The following is a 19,198-nucleotide window of genomic DNA, read 5'->3' as shown; positions in this document are numbered from 1 at the left end:
CCGATGATATTTCCTTCTCTAGTATAGTTTCATCCTGCGACATTCTCTCTGCAAATGTAGGCAGCGGAAATGCCAGACATGACAGAAACATCACACTTCCTAAAAAACCGGAAATTTTTTTGACAGGAAGCCGGAATATTCGGCTCCCATCATTTTTTATCCTTACGTTCTTCTTTTCTCTCATTTTCCTCCTTCTTTATATGCAGATACCAAAGACCAAGGAATCCGATAAACAGACCAAATACCGCAATTTCCGGTCTCCGGGTATCGCCAGTCTCCGGGGTCCTGAGACTTGTCCTGTCCTTCTGACGGACTCGCCCCTCTGTGCTGCCGGAAAATTCCCGCTCATAGCGTACCGTAATCCTGCCATACGTCTTTTCTCGGTCCCGTTCTTGTTTCGATTCCTCCTCCGATTCCGGTTCTGTCCACTCTGCCTCCACCGGTTTCTTCGGTTTGTCATGCGGAGTGGGCGCTGTTGGCTGTTCCGGCTCTGCCGGTCTCTCAGACGTCTCCGGTTCCTTCGGCGCTGTCGGAGTCTCCGCTGGCGCCGTTGTCTCAGATTCGGCGGGCTCTGTCGGCAGCTCCGGTTCAGTAGGTCTTTCCGGTTCGTCCAGTGTTTTTCTGCGGTCTGTCATCTCGATTTTTATAAAGCTTCCATCTATTGGCACTGTAAATTTGATGGAATCAGCGATCTCATACCCATCCGGCGCAGATATTTCCGTCAGGATATACGTCTCTCCTGCTGTCAGCGTTCCATCCACAAAATGCGGAGTTTTTCCTGATATCCAGGAATCGATGACCGTTCCATCCACCGTTTTTAACTCCAGGGACGCTCCAGGCAGTTCTTCTCCCGTCGCCATATCTAACTTGCTGAACTGTGCTCTCGTCTTTTTATTCGTAATCGAAAGTTCATACAACTGGATCACCGCTTCTTTTTCCCTGTCAAATACGATAGAAAACGTCTCTTCCGAACACCCATATCCAGGTGGAGACTGGATCTCCTGAACCTCATACTCGTACATGACCCAGGCACCATTTTTCAGATAACCGATCGGGAGCTCCGGTGACAGCGCAATTCCGTCCGCACCTGTCATAAATATCGTCTTTTCTCCCGTCTGTACGCAGACCGCCTCAAACCATGCCCCGGAAAGTTTCAATTCTTTATCTTCCGCATCTGCCTTTCGGATCCTGATCCTGCCACATGCTATCTTTTCTTCTGGTTCCCGTCTGTTTTCCACCTCATAACGGACGATATTCTCCGTCTGGTCTACCGTGATAAGGATCGGTTCCGCTCCCTGATAACCGTCCGGAACTCTCGTCTCAAGAAGTACATATTTTCCTTCCGGGATCCGGTCAATTCGGTGCAGACCGGCTCTCATATCATAACTGGTCATTCCCGGATACCTCTCGGATGATCTGTCATGATAGCGGAACTGGTATTCAAACCGCGGTGACAGCTGACCGTCGGATGTTAATCTTTTCGGATCTCCATCAACTGTGACTGAGACCCGCATTCTGCTTCCATCCGATAATTCCCAGATCTGTGTGATGATTTTTCTGTTTTCCGTCGCCATATCCTCCAGAAGTCTGGCATCTCCTGAAGAGACTCTTCCCTGAAATTCCTTTTTCCACGAGAACTGCCGGAATTCATTTCCATACTGTCCAAACATCTTTTCATACGCCTCTGGAATCGCCGGAACATATTCCGACAGATCATCCGCCTTCCAACTGTCCACGATTCGGTCTTTCCGGTACAGATAAGCGCCGTTTTCCGTCTTTGCTCCCCCATTCTCATCCAGAACTGCCTCACAGAGGACAAACTCTGCTGCGGCAGGCCAGGATAACGGCTCTTTCTCCCCGGATGCATTTCTCTCAAGCTTAAAGACCTCCAGCTTCGTATGATCGTCTTTCAAAACAAAGCTCTGCAGATTTCCTGTTTCCTCCACTGTAATCTCCATGGATGCAGGAATGTAGCCACCCGGTGTTTCCAGTTCCTCCAGAATATAATCACCTACAGGAATTCCTTCAAAATATTTCGGTTTTTCATCCGTTATCCACATTGCAGTGACTGAAGCTTTACGGTTATCCACAGGATCTTCCGAGTTCCACACAGCCGGTGTCTCCTCTGCCTTCACGAGATAATATCCTTTAGGATATTTATCCTGATCGGCAGTATTTACCCGCTTTGCCTTAAACAGCGCAAGCTTCGCCCCTGTTACAAAGGTCTGGCTGTATGTGCCCCGGATCTCTGTGCTTGTTTCACTTGTCTCCATATCTGTGCGGTTTTCTACCTTCTGACGGTAATCTTCTGTTCCGTCGATTTTTGCGATCTCCACCTTTGTTTTTTCATCCGACAGGAGTACTCTCTGGACCTCATTCGTCTCCTTCACTTCCACTGCTGACGGAAATGTGCGGACATAGCCATCCGGCGCTTCCAGTTCTTCCAGGATATAGCTGCCCGGGATCACCCGCCTTAAAAGGTCCGGCTGTCCGTCCGTACTTTCATCCATCCGTCCATCCTGAATCGTTTTTTCGCCGCTGATCCACACATTTGGAATCAGATAGGACTCTCCTTTCCTGTGCTTTAGCGGCACGTCATCCGCCTCATCCTCCGGATCTCCCACATCAAGCAGCTTTTCTCTCTCATTTAAATGATACGCAGCCCGGTTTTCCATCTCCAGAAGCTCCTCATACCGGTATGTCACATAGTCCCCATCCCGGTCATAGACCGGCTCACCCTTTTTATACAGAGCTCCGCTCTCCGGATAATATTTCACCAGGCCAAACTCATCGAGAACCGGTTCCATCCATTTTTCAAAAACCCTTGTTTCCGTGTTCCATGTTCCCGTAATATAGGCATTCTCACTTCCTTCCATGATCTCCGCCGGTCTTCCCGTCAGTATTTTTCTTCTTCCAGTCAGATTTCCCGCGGTGTCTGTTTCCTTTACCACGGGCCATACATAGAATACCTGCTGTTCTCTTCCATTCGATCCGATTTCTGTCTTCTTCACATATGCCAGGCCTGTGTAGGCATCAACCTCCGCATCCCTGCACAAAGATCCATCGAGATGAAACAGTGTGGTCTCCGGATCCGTTGCAGTAAATACCTTCGATTTCCGGTCATACACAAGTTTTGTAAAATCGCCTCCCGATATTTCAAATACCGGCTGTCCGTTTTTCAACGCATAGATCGATTCTGTATCAAAGGTGATCTTCTGTTGCCGTCCTTCCCGGTCATAGCCGTAGAAAGTCCCGTCTTTTCCCTTTTTTATCACATCAAGATTTCCAAGATCATAGAATAAGACCGGTGTATCCCTTCGCTTCACTGTCTTGATTTCCCAGGTATCTTCTCCCCGCATCTCATCTACTGACGCTCTGTCCCGGGAAAATTCCAGCTTTTCTCCGGCATATCCCTCTTTTACAACAATATCTGTCACATTTCCATTTCTGTCCCTTGTGACCTCAACACCTTCAAATGCATGATCCTGTGAATCCCCGGTCTGATTGACCCGGATCGCATCGTAAAGTGCAAGCTTGGCTCCTGTTACATACGGATTCTGATGATCTGCCGCCTCCAGTTTTCTCGTCACATAACCATAACCCTGAAAGATTCCATTCTCATAGACAATCTCCACCCGTTCTCCGCCGCGTTTCCTCTGCTCCAGCATCTCCAGAGTCCCCTTTTTCCAGCCAAATCCCTGGTATGTACCTGCATGATTGTAGGCAAGATCTAGATTCTCAAGCCCGTACTGTGCACGAAGTTCCGATATCGTTCCTTCCACTCGCCCTGATACTTTCATTCCACGAATTGAGTCTATTGCCTTTGTTTTTGAAATTTCCAGAATTGTTGCGGTATTTTCCGCATATATTCTGGCAGTATCCGTGACATTTTCCGGGTGGATTCCATCCGGATCCTGCTCGTACCCGTAAACTGCTGCCGCCGTTTTTCCTTCTGTCCAGCCTCCGGAATACAGGATCCGGTCACTGTAAATCTCTACTGCCACAGGTCCTGAACGCACATACCCGGTCGGCGGCTTCACCTCCGCCAGCACATAAACCCCCGCGGGAAGCGGATTCGGTGTTTTTGCATATCCAACTGCCTGGAGAATCCCCTTTTCCTCGATATCCCGAATCGTCGGGATCGCCATGAGTGTTCCTGTCTGCAGCCCATTTTTATCCGTAAAACTTACCAGATCACTCTCCTGACAGATCGGTGTTCCGGCAGGGACCGTTCCATAGAAAAGCTCTCCGGCCCCGGCTGCCTTTCTCGCAAATGTCCGGATTTCCTTTGCCCCCATCGCCTCAAGAAAATGCTGGCTTCCAAGGATCATCGTATCCGCCGTATAACATCGCACGGCACCATCCCCGTCGTCCGTCTCATTTCTTTCCGCCCGATAGACCCCAAATACCGCGTCATCATGAAGGATCGGCTCTCCAGTTTCCGCGTCAAGCTTCTCAATTCTCAGATTTGAGAAATACTTTCGATTCAAAAATGTCTTTTCCCCATAACCGGCCCAGACTGTATCCTCCTTCTCCTCATTCGGATCCACAATGCTCCATGGAACAAGCATCGGCGCATATTCCCCGTCATAGGCAGTCTTTATGCCTGTCATCATCTCCTTTCCATCTTTCTTCGCTCCATTTTCACTATCTGACCGGTAATGATAGTACTGCTTTACCTTCTCATTCCCGTAAGGCTCGTAATGCCCTGCTCTCTTTTTCTCAGAAAGTCCATACGGATAGACTTCAAAATCCCCATCATTGCTGTGGGCACATATCACATACTCCCGAAGTTCCTGTTTCTGGTTTTCCGCCGACTCCTCGTTAAAGCGTATCAGATATTTTTTTGCAAGATCCCACGGAGAATCTGCAGTCCTGTATACATACTTCTCCTTCCAGTCATCTCCAGCCTCAGTCTGTCCGCCTGCCACTGGAAGAAATATCTCCTTCGGCGCATCGATCTCATAATGCCTATTCTTAAAGTCAAGAAGCTCCGGCGCATGGGGCTGTTCCTCCACGATCACATATTCTCCGTAAGGAAGATACCTCGATACCGCTGACGCTGCCTCTTCCTGTGCCTGTCCATTTTCCTTCCGGACCGCCAGAGTCGTCCTATCCCCGTCTAGTCCGCCATTCTCTTCGCAGTCCCAGGCAATCGCATAGATTTTTCCCAGATCATACTTGAAAAATGGCTGCAGATAGTCCTCCGCTTTCTGGATCGCAAGATAGAACGCATGATCATACTGCTCATCCGAATATGCGTTTTCTCCCTGTTTCATCTGTTCCTGCTCCGCTTTCAGATACCAGTCGATGGCAAACTGCCGGACTGCGTCCGAGCGCTTCGCATTCTCCTTCGCGTATTCCGAGGTATTGATCTCATTTTGCTTTCCGGTAATGAGACTGGCCGCAAACGATTTAAATGATGTATTCCACAGGAATCCCCTTCTCTTCCAGCGATCCGTGTCCGCTGTCCGGACAGCTGCAAAGAATTTCTCATAGTTATACCCTTTATCCGTCCCGGCTTCCCCATGGTCCGGATCTATCTTCCGCCCCACTGTCTCCAGTACCTGGCGGTCCGTCTTTTTCGTATAGACCTTCTGGACCAGCTCCGGGAAATTTTTCTGGTATTCTTCGATCTGCACCGTTTTCCCGTTTTTATCCACCCAGAAGATCTCTCCGTCTCTTGTGCAAAAGATCCGTTCCAGATTGGACTTCAGATAGATCTTAAACCGGAAATTTCCGATGTTTTTCCCGTCATCCGTCTTTTTCTCTACCCGTATCTTCTGCTTTACCGGCCGTTCCAGTACAAGAACAGGCGTGAGCCCCGTATCTCCATCCTCGCTGATCTTATCCTGACCGCGGTATACCAACCGCTTCGCAGTGATGTAAGTGTCTGAAAGGTCCTGATTTTTTGAGACTGACACAGCAAGCGCTGCCCCCGAGAATTTCACAAGGTATTCCGCATAACCGATCCGGTCTCCTTCCTGATATCCCCAGACATTCGCGTTTCCGATCGTCTGGATCTCCTTTTCCGTCAGGACATGATCTTTTTCCGGAAGTTTTACGATAAAGTTTAAGGTGAGACTCGTCTTTCCATCGGTAAAGTCCTTTCCGAACGAATCTTTTCCGGAAGTCCGAACCTGAATTCTGTATACACCAGTCTTCTCCCTCACTACGCTTTGAAGCTCCACTTCTTTTTCCACGAGCTCTTTTTCTGTTGTGACCTCGATCTTATCTTCCGTTCTCGTCAGCGGAACACGGTATCCATGTGCCGGATCTCCCGACAGATAATCGATCACCTCTTCTCCCCCTTTATGATAAACCATGACCTGATGCATGATCTCTGTCAGCTTTCCATCTGTTCCCGGCATCAGAGCCGGTGTCAGAGTCGCATCGAGATAATATCTTCTGTTTCCGGCGGACCCCATCACATACTGTCTGTCGATCTGGAACCGGAAGTTTCCGCTATTTTTATATTCCTGATACACCCAGCGGAGATTTACCGGATCCTCGTACACCGCATAGACACTGTCCGTCGTCTTTTTCCCATTTTCCACTTTTGAGGTAAAAAATCTGCGATTTCCAATAGAAGATGCACCTGCATACAGCGTTACCTGATAACCAGCATCCTCTTTTCTGATCCCATCGATTCCGCAAAAGTTCCACTGGGGATGTTCCTGATACCAGGTGAAAATGCTTCTCATAAGATCCAGAACACAGGAATTCTTTTCGACAGGCACTGTAATTTCCTGCACCGCTGCACCATACACGGTCTTTTTTGCCGGCTCTCCCGGATCTGTTGTCATTCCCCAGAGATCTTTCTGGCCCTTTTTTACTCCCCGGCTATAGACCGGCACATCCTCCAGCGAGCGGATACCTCCGGCCGTAACCGGAACTTCATACCCGTTTCTTCCAAGGATCTCCTCTGTCTGAGCCTTCAAGAAGAGAAAGCTCTCCGACGTTTCGTCTGAAAGGTCACAGTCCTCCAGTTTCACCTGAAACCGCTCATCTTCCTCATTGACAGACAGATTTGAAAGGCTCATCGGTATCTTTTCCGGAATCTGTTCTGCCTTTAAGATCTGCGGTTCTATCCGGCTCACCGGTTCCTGTCCGGTAATATTTCCCGCCGCATCCCGCTCCGGCTGATAGAGAAGATCACTGGTATCGCTCTCCGCCCGTTTCCATACGGTTCTCCCGGCCCCATCTTTTACAATCACCTCTTCTGTTCCCGTCACGTGAGGTCCTGTCACCAGCTCCTCCCCTGTATCAACGCGGTAGAATTTCGTTCCTTCCGGAAAACCATAGGCAAAGATCTCATAACCTCCATCTCCATTTTCCCCTGCTGCCCCCGCTGATGTGACCGAAAATGGAAGTTCATCATATCCTTTTCCTCTTCCGTCATCGCCTTCCATTGCCGCTGCGAGTTCCGGCATCGTGACCACAGCCGTTCCATTTGCGTCCGTCACAGATCCTGGAGTTTCAAAGCCTGCTCCCCGGTTGGTGATCTCCTGATCCATTCCGTTTACTGAAAGCTCGTATCCCTCACTTCTGGAAAGTTCTTTTATATAATATTTTCCCAGAATCAGCGGTCTCCCGATCCACCAGTTTCCGTTCTTCTCCATGTTCTCCTGATACAGGTTTCCTGGTCCGTTCCAGGAGATATCCGTCCTTTTTCTGATCTTTCCGGCCGTATAATCGTACTCCACTCCCGGTGCTTCCGTATAACACAGGAAATCCGCATTTCCATCCCGATCTGTTGCTGCCGCTGCCACAAGATCATTTTTCTTATAGACAACGCCGGTATTGGTCAGAATTCCGTTTCCTGTCACCTCCGCATCCGGATGAACGATGTCTTCCGCCGCAAAAAGACCATACACGGCCCCTTCAAGTGTTCCATCTCCTTCCGCATCCCCGTAGGACGAATAATCATCCGATTCTCCCCGAAAAAGATCTCTGTCTTTTTTCGTGATATGGATCCGCCCCTCAGTTCGATGGTCATACACATGCCAGGCATCCCCGCAGTCCTCAGCGCCATTACAGTGCGAATATCTCTCGGAATCCCCGAGATCCAGATGCCGGATTCCGTCCTCCTCTGCATCCGCCAGAATATCCTCAAAGTCCCCGACGCCTTCAAACTCTCCCCAGTCATCAGCTTCTTCACCATCATCAGCTTCTTCCCGGCTTCTTCCCATAAACCAGCCATAAAACCGATCAAAAATACTTTTCTTTTCTGCGTTGGACGCCGTTGCTTTAACCGCAGCTTCTTTCGTATCCGCTTCCGCGTTGGACGCCGTTCTCTTCATAATTGTTTCCGCGCGGCTTTTTACCACCGGTATTTTTCTCTCCGAAACAGTACTCCCGCCTGTCATTCCATTTCCCGAATACCAGATGTTTTCCGTGATCTCACGGCTGCTTCCGGGTCGCTTTTCCGCGTCTGCTCCCGCCTGGGAAGAATCCGTCGTGATCATCTCCACAGGGATATCATCCATGTGCAGATCGTGGAGGATATACCCGTTTCTTGCCTGGATCTCCTTCCATGTATAGGTAAACCGCAGTCCGATAAACTTCCGGTATGTCTCCTCACAGTCCGCCTTGCAGCCGGATTCCTCAAATGCGGCTTCGGATGCAGCCCGGAGCTTTCGCTCATTTCCAGCATTTTTTCGGCTTCTCCCATCTGGTTCTCCGCTTTCCAATACTTCCTGTACCTCATCGTAGACACTCTCATCCGCCAGCCAGTGAAAATGGCAGCCTCCTTCCGCCTCTGCCTCACAGGCCTCCACCAGTTCCATCCACTGCTTTGCCGCAGCCCTGTTATTATCCCTGGTCTGTTCTGCGGCCTCCTCATAGGCATCGCTCTTTTTCCCGTCCTCATCGCCGGAATCCCCATCTTCCTGGTCCTCCGGCATATTTGCCCATGACGGCGCGGCATGTCCGTCACAGTATGTCTTTTCATACGCATACTTTCTGGTATCTTTGTAGGTTATCTTCCCTTTTCCGTTCGTGGTTCCTTCCGAAAACACCTGAAATCCGCTCCATGGACGAAAGCTCAGGTTCTTTTCCGCAAGTCTTCCCTCGCCGTCTGTCTTTGAGATCTTTCCTCCGTCCTCAAATCTTTCATACAGATAGAACTGGCTTCCCTTGAGTGGCATTCCAGTCTCATCGTCATGTTTTACAAGCCTGACATTGTAATCCGCCGAAAAGGTCTCCTTGTGACGATAGATCTGAAATTCGAGAGTCGGGGGTTCCACGCCGTATTCCGGTATTTCCCCGTCTCCCGCGCCTCCTGGTTCTCCGCTTTCCCCATCTTGGCTAATCACCAGATAAAACACCATATCAGAGGGAATGATCCTCATATCCGCCTTATAGAGTCTCTGATGTTCCGGCGCGTTGATGCAGACCTTAAAGTCCATCCACTCCCTGAGATATTCCGGATTCCAGCTGCCTTCCGTATACCAGCCGGAATTGCCTTTCATAGTGATCTTATACCGCACCGTTGTCTTGTTGTATTTCTCTTCATCTGTCATATTGCTTCCGACAGCATTCTCATTTGCGGTCACCGAACCATTATTGTGGATCCGGATCGCATCTCCGCTCCAGGTCACCTCATACAGATTTTGTCCCATCACCGATTTCGCGATATTTTTATCCTGGGATGCGTCAAGCCATCCCACGTTTCCCCCTGTGGATCCATTGTCCCACACACTCTGGGGCTCGATCTTCGCGATATCCCGGATAAACTCTTTTCCAAGAACAAACTCCGTATCCAGGGCGCCAGGTCCGTCAGAAAAAGGCAGTACCTGAAATGGCACTGCCGTATCTTCCGAAGTTGCTCCCCTGATCGCATCCGGAGCTTCTTTTCCCGCCGCCAGCCCGACGGAGGACGCCTGCTCCATAACAGCGATCGCGCGGTCTTCAATTTCCGGATTGTCAGCCACCCAGGCAAATTTTGTCCCTGCATCGTCTTTCACATACTTTACGATATTGGCACTGGACGTCGTAGACGCGATCTCCGCATAAAGACCCGGATCAAACTTTTTTGCCGCGTCCTTCAGTGCCGACCAGTTGTCCGGATATGCCCAGAATAACCGTTTCGCCTGCGTTTCCGTAAGCGGAGACGGCATCGTATCAAACTTATACATATCATACCGGTCGACCTTCTTCCAGCCTTTTCCCCCATCGAGGCAGTAATACGGGGCCGTCGATTTCTGCGGCCACACATCTGATGCCTCGGACGGGAACGGGAGTGGAATCCCCACTCCCGTGATCGTCATAATGACTGCCAGAAATCCAGCCAACCATCGCCTTCTTTTTTTCTCTTCCATACTGATCCCCCGCCATCATTTCTTTCCAATCGTCTGTACCGCACCTCTGACACACCATGCGCCTGTCTCATCCACAGTGTAGCCGTCCGGCGTCACACAGTCCGCCAGCATATGTCCGTTTTTCTGGTCCATATAGTAGCATTTTCCATTGATCCAGTTCCAGCCTTTCGTCATCCGCCCGGTCGGTCCCAGGTAATACCACGCTTCTCCTTCTTTTATCCAACCAGTCTGCATTTTCCCCTGGCTTCCGTCATTTGTCTTCTGAAGATAATACCAGCTTCCATCTTTTTCATCGAGAAACCACCCTGTCTGCATCCTGCCGTCAGCCGCAAAATGGAACCAGGAAGTCTTTTCCTGTCCTTCTTTCGCATATGGGTTGTAGATCCAGGCCCACTCATTGGCATACGTTCTTCCGCCGGAAACAAATTTCCAGCTTCCATCCTCCTGCTTTCTCCACTCACCGGTGACACTGCCCTTTGGCTGTTCCCCTGTGTTCTGGTCCTTTTTCAGCACACTTCCCGTTCTTCCGCCGCCGGAAGAACGTCCTCCTGAGCTGCCGGACCAGGTCTTATCCACAAGCTTAAACTTTAATTTCACAGGAATCTTTTTCTTCAAAGCCCCAGCTCTGACCGTGATCTCGTCCTCATATTCCGCCGTATACGGATATTTCTTCATCCCCTCCGCAATCCAGAATGCCTCCGTATTTACTGATACCGCACCGTTTTCTACCTTTACAGCACCATTTTTTACGTTCCAGTTAAATTCGAAGCTACCGTCCCCATTTCCTTTTAACGCTTCCTGCGGTATCAGCTTTGCCGTAATCTTCTGTGCATCCGCGCCCTGCCATATGACCGCCGGGTTATATCTCGATCCCGTTTTCGTGAGTATCAGGTCAAACACCAGCTCTCCCTGATCCACCTTGATCTCCTCCGGCATCACCACAGTCCTGTCATCTGTCACAAAATCCACTTTCACGCTGCAGACTGCCGACTGGATATTTCCAAGGGCATCCTTTGCCGCCATCACTACCTCCGTGCTTCTTGTTCCACACCCAGTACGTTTCTCATAGATATGTTCCTTATGAGCCGCTTCATCCGCCTCTATGAGATCCAGGATCCATCTCGTATCCTTTTTCGCCATCACCTTTGCGTTCCGGTAATCTCCGTCCGCGATTCCCTCTTCCACAAAACCGGCGTCCACCTGGATAATGGCATTATCGCCGACGGTCCAGTTGATATCTTTTTTATCGAAATAGTCCGGTGCAAAGGATCCTGACAGGATCTGCGGCGCGGATACCGTGATCGTTTCCTGCGGCTTTTTCCTGTCACCGGTCAATGTTCTTGTCACCATAAAATTCAATGCCGCTTTGTCGAGAGTCGCGCCTTCCGCTGCGATCTTCGTCCGGTCCTTGATCTGGAATGTCACCGGGATCCTGCAGTTTGCGGTCACAGACTTCTCCTCAAAGCTGGATGCCGGTCTCGTCTTTGCTGTCAGAACCGCAAGTCCGCCCTGGGTACCGTTTCCGTAGACCGTATCCTCAATGGGGTACCGGTACTGTTTCTTCGCCTGTTCTGTCTCCGCTTTCTCCACAATATCCTTAAAGAATCCTGCATTCAGGTTCAACTCGATGGATGCGCTCTTTTTCGTATATCCAGACTCGTCCTCATCATCATTTTTCTTTAAGATGATCAACTCATCGTCATCCACACTCCATCTCACCGCCTCATCGGCGACATCGTTGTTCTTATCGACCACAGCATGGATCTTCACGTCCTGGACCTTCGTTCCCGACTCCAGCTTTCCGTTTAAATATCTCGCCAGCAATTTCCCCGCGGTATCCCTCACTTCCGTGGTGATCGACGGGTTCATCCGGTCCCCGGTGCGCTCCTCAATCACCCGGAAACCAAGTTCCTGGGGCTCTACCCGCACACCTGCTGCCACTTTCTTATAGAACGCAGAGACCTCCGTATCATGTTCCGGCATCACAAACTGGTAGGAACCTCCTGTCTGATAGGTCGTCTTCCTTCTGCGCCCAAGAGAATCTGTATAGGTCGGCACACCATCCATCTGGAATTTCTCTGTCTCTGTGTTCTTCGGAGCCGCGAGGACTGTAACGGTATCTCCGGCAGCCACCGCGCCCCGGTATGCTTTGTGGAATTCCTTGCTGTAGGCAGACGGACCTCTCGCCGTCAACACCGCCACATCATAGAAATTCCCTGAATTTGCCGCTGTATCCACCTGAAGGACCGACAGCAGATATCCCCTCACCGGTCGTCCCACGGAATTCGGTGCGAAATGATCTGGAGTATAGAGATCCTGTCTCGCCACAGACTCGGTATCCACTACATGGAGAACGCCATTCTCGAGTTCCTCATAGAAATAGAGTTCGTCCTCCTTCTTCGTGTTCTGTCCCTGCACCAATGTGTAGAAATTATCTCCTTTGTTCCAGAAGCCAATATGAGCATCATAGGTGAACCTATTGTCATCCGAGACACCTGAGCCGCAGACACCGGCTGCGATCTTCTCCTCCGTATCCGCGAACAGGTACGCCACATCTGCTCCGTCCTCAACCCCATAACGGAAGTGGAAGCCAGTGTCATGAGTTCCAATAAAAGTTCCCTCACGCGCCGCACTTCCAAGCCCTGAAGATGCGATGGTCCCCTCAAACCGTGCCACCTTCATCTTTCCGGAAGCGTATTTTCCCGTGATACCGCCGATGGACTGGGAGCCGCTTCCGCCGATGGTTCCCATCACATGCGTATTGAAAATATCCGCGGAATTCTGGAATCCCACGATTCCGCCCACATAGCCTCCTCCCTGGATCCTGGCACTCAGACTGTCCCCTGTGTTGACCTCACAATCCGCAATCAAAGACTCTGCCGCCCGTCCGGCAATTCCCCCGGCAAAAATCTCCTTTCCGCTTCCCGTATCGATAGCCACATGGTCGGAAACACAGTTTTCCACCACAGAGTCTTCCAGAACATCCGCAATAACTCCACCGGCTGTACCGGTAGTCCTTAATGTGCCGTTTACCGTCACATTCCGGATCACCGAATGTTTCGCACGTCCTGCAAGAATTCCTCCGTTTTCCTTCACCGTGATCACATGACCCGGTTTTACCTTGAGATCTGTGATCTCCGCGTTCTCCACTGCGCCGAACAGTCCGCCAAGGTCCCAGGATGGCTGGTACATGCGGAAATTGGACACAGTTTTCCCGTTTCCGCTAAAATGCCCCTCAAACGGTGACACTCTTCCGGCCCGCATATCCGCCCCGGTGTGATAGAATCCGATAGGGATCCAGTTCATTCCACCAAGGTCAATATTTTTCCCCAGCTCAAACCAGGCACCTTTATAATTTCCCGGATAAGTGCCCTCTCCACTTCCAACCTCCATTCCCATGGACGCAAGGGCAGCGAGCCCAATGAGGTGCTCCTTCGTTGTGATCTGGTACGGCTTTTCCTTTGTTCCATCCCCAGTTCTTCCGCTTAAAAAGCTCATATCACCCACATCAGCGCCCCAGATCTCCTCATCCGCAGCGAGCACAGCAATATTTTCCACGGCATCCGATGCCGTCGCCGTTCTCTCCGCCGCTGTTTCCACACTTCTCAAAACTGCCATTCCTCTTACCGGCGTTCCAAGCGCCATGCAGAGTCCTAACCCTGCTAACATCATCTGGCTCTTTCTGCTTCTGTTTTTTCTGCTCTTCTTCATTTCTTTTCTCCCCTCTATGCCTGCGGCAGACAGAATGCCGGGCAGATCCCGATCCCAACATCTGACACATCCGCCTGTCTGAAGCATCCATTTTCAATATCTACAACATACTCCCTGTTTCCATATACAAAACTGCCTCTTTCATCCACCTCATAAGCCGGTGTCCGAAGCCAGAACCCCCGGCTGTAAGGACTTCCCTTTCCTTCCGGATTCCAGATCTCATCCCGATACCGGTATGCTTCCTCCAAAGACAGCAGAAAGAATCTGTCCCTGCAGTCCTGGTATGGCAGCAAATGGCTCTCAAGACCATCCAGACGGCTGTCAGCAAAATCACCATCCCCTGTTTTCCCTGTAAATGCCGTCAATGCTCCCGTGTATACAAAAGATGCATCTGGAACCGCAGTCTCTGCCTGTTCCCCCAGCCATTCTCTCACCCGGGATTTCTTATAGTTATTGTTTTCTCCAAACGGAAGTAAGATCCGCTCCTCATAAGTACTGTCCACATCGGACCGAATCACATTTTCCGCCAGAAACAGCGCACGTTTCCCATAACTGCCTCTGCCGTCCTGGTAATCATCATCGATACATCGAAACCGGCATATTTTTCCCGCAATCTCCCGCGAGACCACATCCCCGGTCCTCCATGCGGCCCGGTCTTCCTTCTCCCCGAACTTGTCTCCCGTTCCTGGAACGGTATTTTCCCCGGAATCCGGCGCCCGCCCCCGCCATTCAAAGCCGATCCGGCAGTCCGTAACCGTATCACCGTTCACATTCCTGGTCCCCAGATCCAGCTTTGAAATATTTACCACTCCGGGAAACATCTGCGCGATCACCAGCGTATCGAACGAGCTGTCTTTTCCCGTTACCACAATTTCCTGCCGCCCTTCCCGTTCTGCGGCAGATACCGTCTCCATCAGAAACCGCCTGCCCGCTTCCCGATCCCTCAGGATCACAGGTTCTGCTGTCAGAAATTCTGCCGTTCTCTCCGCCGCGTAGGGAACGAGTTCTCCCCGGCAGCTTGTGAGTACAGCAAGAGAACCGGCCGCAGCAAGCCACTTCGCCACTTTCTTTCGATTCATTTTTCCTCCTGGATATTCCGGCTAAAGCCGCCGGCGGCTTTTCGATAAAGCAGATAATATCTGCCTCCAAAGATTTTTAAGACTCCCAAAAGATCTATTATGATTTGACTGGAACTCCCCAACCGGTTCGTTCCTCCGTTTGTCCATAACTATATCACAGGCCATACCCGGAATCCATATCGGATCCGTAAAACCAAAGCCCCATTATTTAGCCAGTTTCACGAAAATATTTTTGCATTTTCGTCACTTTTACCATACCATTTTTTCACCGATGCCAGTAAAAGCATTATTTATAAGCATTTTTCGATGTCAAAAAAGACAGGACATGCCGCGCACGTCCTGCCTTTCACCTGTCTTACCACGTCTCCACCGTCCGCAAAAATTCCTCCATCGAAATCACTCCGGCGCACACAAGATCCGCCAGCTCTTCCCGCATGGTCCGCATCCCCTGTGTCTTCACCACATAATCCTCGATCTCCCACTCCGGCCGGTTTTCCGCAGTCATCTTCTTCAGTTCCCGGTCCATCACAAATATCTCATGAACCGCAGTTCTTCCTTTGTATCCTGTATTCCGACAGAATTCACATCCGCGTCCGCGCCTTGCGCTCCGGATCTTTCTTCCAAACAACTTCTGCTCCTCATTCGTAAGTTCCACCGTCTCCGCACAATGCGGACATACCTTTCTCACCAGTCTCTGTGCCGCCATGCCGCATAAACTGTCCGCCGTGAGATACGGCTCGACACCCATATCTGCCATTCTCGTGATTCCGCCCGCCGCGCTTTTCGTGTGCAGAGTCGAGAGCACCAGATGACCGGTGATTGCCGCGCGGACACTGATTTTCGCTGTCTCCGGATCCCTCGTCTCGCCGACCATGATAATATCAGGATCCTGTCTCAAAACGGCACGGAGTCCTGCTTCAAAAGTAATCCCCGCCTGTTCATTCACCTGCATCTGGCTGATCCCCGGAAGATATCGCTCCACAGGATCCTCGATGGTCACGATATTCACCGGCTGTTTCGCGAGATATTCCAGGATCATATATAATGTGGTAGTCTTCCCGCATCCTGTCGGTCCTGTAAGATACAGGATCCCGCCCGGACTTCTGAGGATCCTCTTCATCTTCTCATAATTTTTCTCACGCATTCCAAAGGTTTTGCAATGATCGATCTCCGTTTTCATATTCAGGAGTCTCAGCACCATCTTCTCGCCAAAGATCGTCGGGACCACGCTGGTCCTCACATCCAGGCAGATCCCGTCGATCATCTCCTTAAAATGCCCGTCCTGCGGCACTCTCTTTTTCGCAATGTCCATTCCGCTGAGGACCTTCGCCCTCGTCACCAACGGCTGATGCATTTCCTTGTCATATTCCCGCACATGGAGCAGCATGCCGTCCAGCCTCATCCGGACAACCATCCGGTCTTCCTGCGGTTCCAGATGAATGTCACTGGCATTTTTCCGGTATCCCAGATTTAAAAGTTCCTCAAGGAGCTTCACCGCAGATCCGGCCTCTGCCCCATAGTTCTCCATCTCCTGGACCTCATTCTTATTTTCCTGTTTTCCTTCTCCGCCTAATATGCCCAACATCCCATTTTCCTCTTTCTATCATAACTCATTCCCCCTCGCTGACGCAGACGGTTCGTGAGTTGCTGTCTGTACTTCGGATCCGCGGCTGCCGGGGATTGTATCCAGCACCATCTCCGGTCTGCACACTGCCATTCCTCTCATACAGGTCCTTTTTTCCATCCATCACCCGTACCGTGACAAGGACGCGGCCAGACCGGCTCTCTTCCACCTCAATTTCCGGTTTCAGCGTATCGATATGAAACGCGTCCATGGACAGTCCGTCCAGTTCTTCCACTTCCACAGCACCTGTCTCCAGCCGGTCCGCCACATATCTCCATGCCGCGTCCCCAAGCATTTCTGCCTGCTCCTGTGTCCTTGCGTGATCCAGTACCCACACCGCCATCCGCCGCATCGGAAAGATCATAAGGAGCAGCATACTGAAAAGCAGCATGACGATCATAACCTCAACCAGTGTAAACCCCCGTCTATGACCCTTCTCCATCTTTAATCTTTCCTTTCACCTGTCTCTTCTTCCGAAGTCATGGACACCCAGAATCCCGAGACCTGGACGGTTCCGGTATCCGACGTTTCTTCCGCGAAATATCCCGATTCCAGAAATTCTTCTCCATCAACCGCCAGATGGATCTCTGCCGGTTCCCCGTATTCCGTATCTCCCATATGGCGTTCCAGTCTGTTTCCTGCCTCATAAATCTCCCGATACCGTTTCACGGTCTTTGAATAGCCGGAGACACTGAGAAGCATCGCCTCAGCTACCAGAAGAAGGATCAGAAACGCCGTCATCAGCTCCACCAGTGTTGAGCCATTCTCATTCCGTTTCCATCTCTTTTTCATGGCTTTTCCTCCCCACTCCGTTCCGCCGAAGACGGCGTACTCACGAAAACAGGTGCCATGGGGATCAGTCTCGACGCACCTTCCTTCCGGTCATTTACAGTACAGACCGCCTGTAACACAAGTCCTGAACCGTCCTCTTTCCAATAGGAGGAGATGACTGTCTCGATCCTCTTTTTCTCCCCATTTCCAGTCTCTGCCCACACTGCCGCCTCCGTCTCCGGAAGTCCCTCCGGTCCCTGTAATTTTTCAAGGATTCCTGTCGGCTCCTCCTGACACATATTCTCCACAAGGATCTGCACCACCGCCTCGGCTGCCAGCCTCGCTTCCGTTCCAGCAGCAAAGTTCAATGCTGAACGATAGCGCCTTGCCCCAGACGAAAAGAGAAGTGAGGTAAATACCGTGACAAACAGCACGGTCACCAGAACCTCCGCCATCACAAATCCTTCGCTCCGGTTCTTTCTCACCGCCACTCCCTCCTTATCGAATACTTCCATACATGTTCCACATCGGCTCCATGATTCCAAGGATCAGGATTCCGGTAAAGATCCCGATCAGCAGGATCATTACCGGTTCCAGCAGGTTCACCAGCTTATTCAGCGCCAGATCCGACTCATGTTCATAGCTTCCCGCGATCCGCTCCAGCATTTTATCCAGGTGACCCGCCTCTTCTCCTGTAACGATCACCGCCGCCAGTTTCTTTTCAAATCCACCACTCTCCCGGATTGCCTCGCTCAAAAGTATTCCGCTGCTCACACGCTCCATGATCGTCCTGATCTCCCGGTCCAGATACATGTTTCCGGTCGTTCCTTCCGTATATTTCAGGCAGGATGTGATCGGAAGTCCACTGGAATAAAGGCTGGACATGTTCTCACAGAATCTTGCCGTACAGATGATCCTTATCTGCCGTCCGACCACCGGAAATTTGCAGATTACCCGGTCATAGCTGTAACGAAACCATACTCTTTCCGTCAGGATCTTCCATCCTGCCAGGATCATAACAGCCGCCACTGGCAGGAAATAGCGGTACGCATACAGAAAATGGCTGATCCCCATGAGGATTCTTGTAAGAAGCGGCAGCGTCACATCCACCAGGATCGGCTCTAACGTCGGCAGGATCTCCAGAAATACGAACAGCATTAGAAAGATCATCATCAGAACCAGGATCTTCGGATACAAAACCGCGCTGCGGATTTTTCCCTCTGTCCTGTGTTCTTTCTCATAATGGACCGCCAGCCGTGCCGTCGTCCTGACAAGCTGGCCGCTCATCTCCGCTGCCCGGATCATCTGGATCGCCGGTTCCGGAAACCGCCCGGTTTCTTCCATGGCATCCCCGACGGTCTTCCCCTCGGTCATGAACGCTCCCAGTTTTCGACACGCCAGGCAGAACTCCCGGTCGGTATCATCCTGCTGCATGATCTCCAATGTTTCCGGAATTGATAATCCCGACTCCACCAGGACAGAAAACTGCCTGAAAAACTCCGACAGCCTTTCTGCTCCAAGCTTTTTACGCTTTTTCATACAAAGCTTTCCCCCCCTATTTCCGTGCTGGGCGTAGTCGCCTGCGGTAAAACAAAACGGCGCAGTTATCCACTGCACCGTGTAAAATCAATATTTTTATGATGTTATTCAATATTTTTATAATGTTATTTTACGGAATCTTACAAAACTTG

Annotated in this window: 8 protein-coding genes; all 8 read right to left on the bottom strand. The window is 50.8% G+C overall.

Annotated elements, in window-relative coordinates; translation table 11 throughout:
- Positions 1-149: 149 nt before the first annotated feature.
- The 8 genes from DWY93_RS07970 to DWY93_RS07935 all read right to left on the bottom strand — a co-directional run bounded on the left by DWY93_RS07970 (position 150) and on the right by DWY93_RS07935 (position 19,046).
- Positions 150-10,322, bottom strand: a complete 10,173-nt coding sequence (locus DWY93_RS07970; RefSeq protein WP_117469956.1) for a SpaA isopeptide-forming pilin-related protein — start codon at positions 10,320-10,322, stop codon at positions 150-152.
- Between the two features lie 15 nt (positions 10,323-10,337).
- Positions 10,338-14,033 (bottom strand): peptidase A26, encoded by a 3,696-nt coding sequence (locus DWY93_RS07965; RefSeq protein WP_181968516.1) that lies wholly within the window; start codon positions 14,031-14,033, stop codon positions 10,338-10,340.
- A gap of 14 nt (positions 14,034-14,047) precedes the next feature.
- Positions 14,048-15,112, bottom strand: a complete 1,065-nt coding sequence (locus DWY93_RS07960; protein ID WP_117469954.1) for a hypothetical protein — start codon at positions 15,110-15,112, stop codon at positions 14,048-14,050.
- Between the two features lie 355 nt (positions 15,113-15,467).
- Positions 15,468-16,697: a GspE/PulE family protein gene (locus tag DWY93_RS07955; protein WP_117469953.1), complete on the bottom strand. Its 1,230-nt coding sequence runs from the start codon at positions 16,695-16,697 to the stop codon at positions 15,468-15,470.
- A gap of 25 nt (positions 16,698-16,722) precedes the next feature.
- Positions 16,723-17,178, bottom strand: a complete 456-nt coding sequence (locus tag DWY93_RS07950) for a prepilin-type N-terminal cleavage/methylation domain-containing protein (protein ID WP_117469952.1) — start codon at positions 17,176-17,178, stop codon at positions 16,723-16,725.
- Positions 17,179-17,180: 2 nt separating this feature from the next.
- The gene (locus tag DWY93_RS07945) at positions 17,181-17,528 is read right to left on the bottom strand and encodes a type II secretion system protein (protein WP_117469951.1); all 348 of its coding nucleotides are present in this window, start codon (positions 17,526-17,528) and stop codon (positions 17,181-17,183) included.
- Positions 17,525-18,022: a hypothetical protein gene (locus DWY93_RS07940; protein ID WP_117469950.1), complete on the bottom strand. Its 498-nt coding sequence runs from the start codon at positions 18,020-18,022 to the stop codon at positions 17,525-17,527. The genes DWY93_RS07945 and DWY93_RS07940 overlap by 4 nt, the downstream gene beginning before the upstream one ends.
- Positions 18,006-19,046: a type II secretion system F family protein gene (locus DWY93_RS07935; protein ID WP_117469949.1), complete on the bottom strand. Its 1,041-nt coding sequence runs from the start codon at positions 19,044-19,046 to the stop codon at positions 18,006-18,008. Before DWY93_RS07935 ends, DWY93_RS07940 begins: the two co-directional genes overlap by 17 nt.
- Positions 19,047-19,198 lie beyond the last annotated feature (152 nt).

Origin of the sequence: Clostridium sp. AF28-12 (assembly GCF_003435225.1) — a bacterium.
In the GTDB taxonomy this organism is placed as follows: Bacteria; Bacillota; Clostridia; order Lachnospirales; family Lachnospiraceae; genus Pilosibacter; species Pilosibacter fragilis.
This window is presented reverse-complemented; position numbering and strand designations above follow the sequence as displayed.

What these genes read in the sequence shown, in the direction of transcription:
- DWY93_RS07940 (WP_117469950.1), bottom strand. Translation starts at nt 18,022, where the DNA reads ATGGAAGTATTCGATAAGGAGGGAGTGGCGGTGAGAAAGAACCGGAGC.
- DWY93_RS07970 (WP_117469956.1), bottom strand. Translation starts at nt 10,322, where the DNA reads ATGGAAGAGAAAAAAAGAAGGCGATGGTTGGCTGGATTTCTGGCAGTC.
- DWY93_RS07945 (WP_117469951.1), bottom strand. Translation starts at nt 17,528, where the DNA reads ATGAAAAAGAGATGGAAACGGAATGAGAATGGCTCAACACTGGTGGAG.
- DWY93_RS07935 (WP_117469949.1), bottom strand. Translation starts at nt 19,046, where the DNA reads ATGAAAAAGCGTAAAAAGCTTGGAGCAGAAAGGCTGTCGGAGTTTTTC.
- DWY93_RS07960 (WP_117469954.1), bottom strand. Translation starts at nt 15,112, where the DNA reads ATGAATCGAAAGAAAGTGGCGAAGTGGCTTGCTGCGGCCGGTTCTCTT.
- DWY93_RS07955 (WP_117469953.1), bottom strand. Translation starts at nt 16,697, where the DNA reads ATGTTGGGCATATTAGGCGGAGAAGGAAAACAGGAAAATAAGAATGAG.
- DWY93_RS07950 (WP_117469952.1), bottom strand. Translation starts at nt 17,178, where the DNA reads ATGGAGAAGGGTCATAGACGGGGGTTTACACTGGTTGAGGTTATGATC.
- DWY93_RS07965 (WP_181968516.1), bottom strand. Translation starts at nt 14,033, where the DNA reads ATGAAGAAGAGCAGAAAAAACAGAAGCAGAAAGAGCCAGATGATGTTA.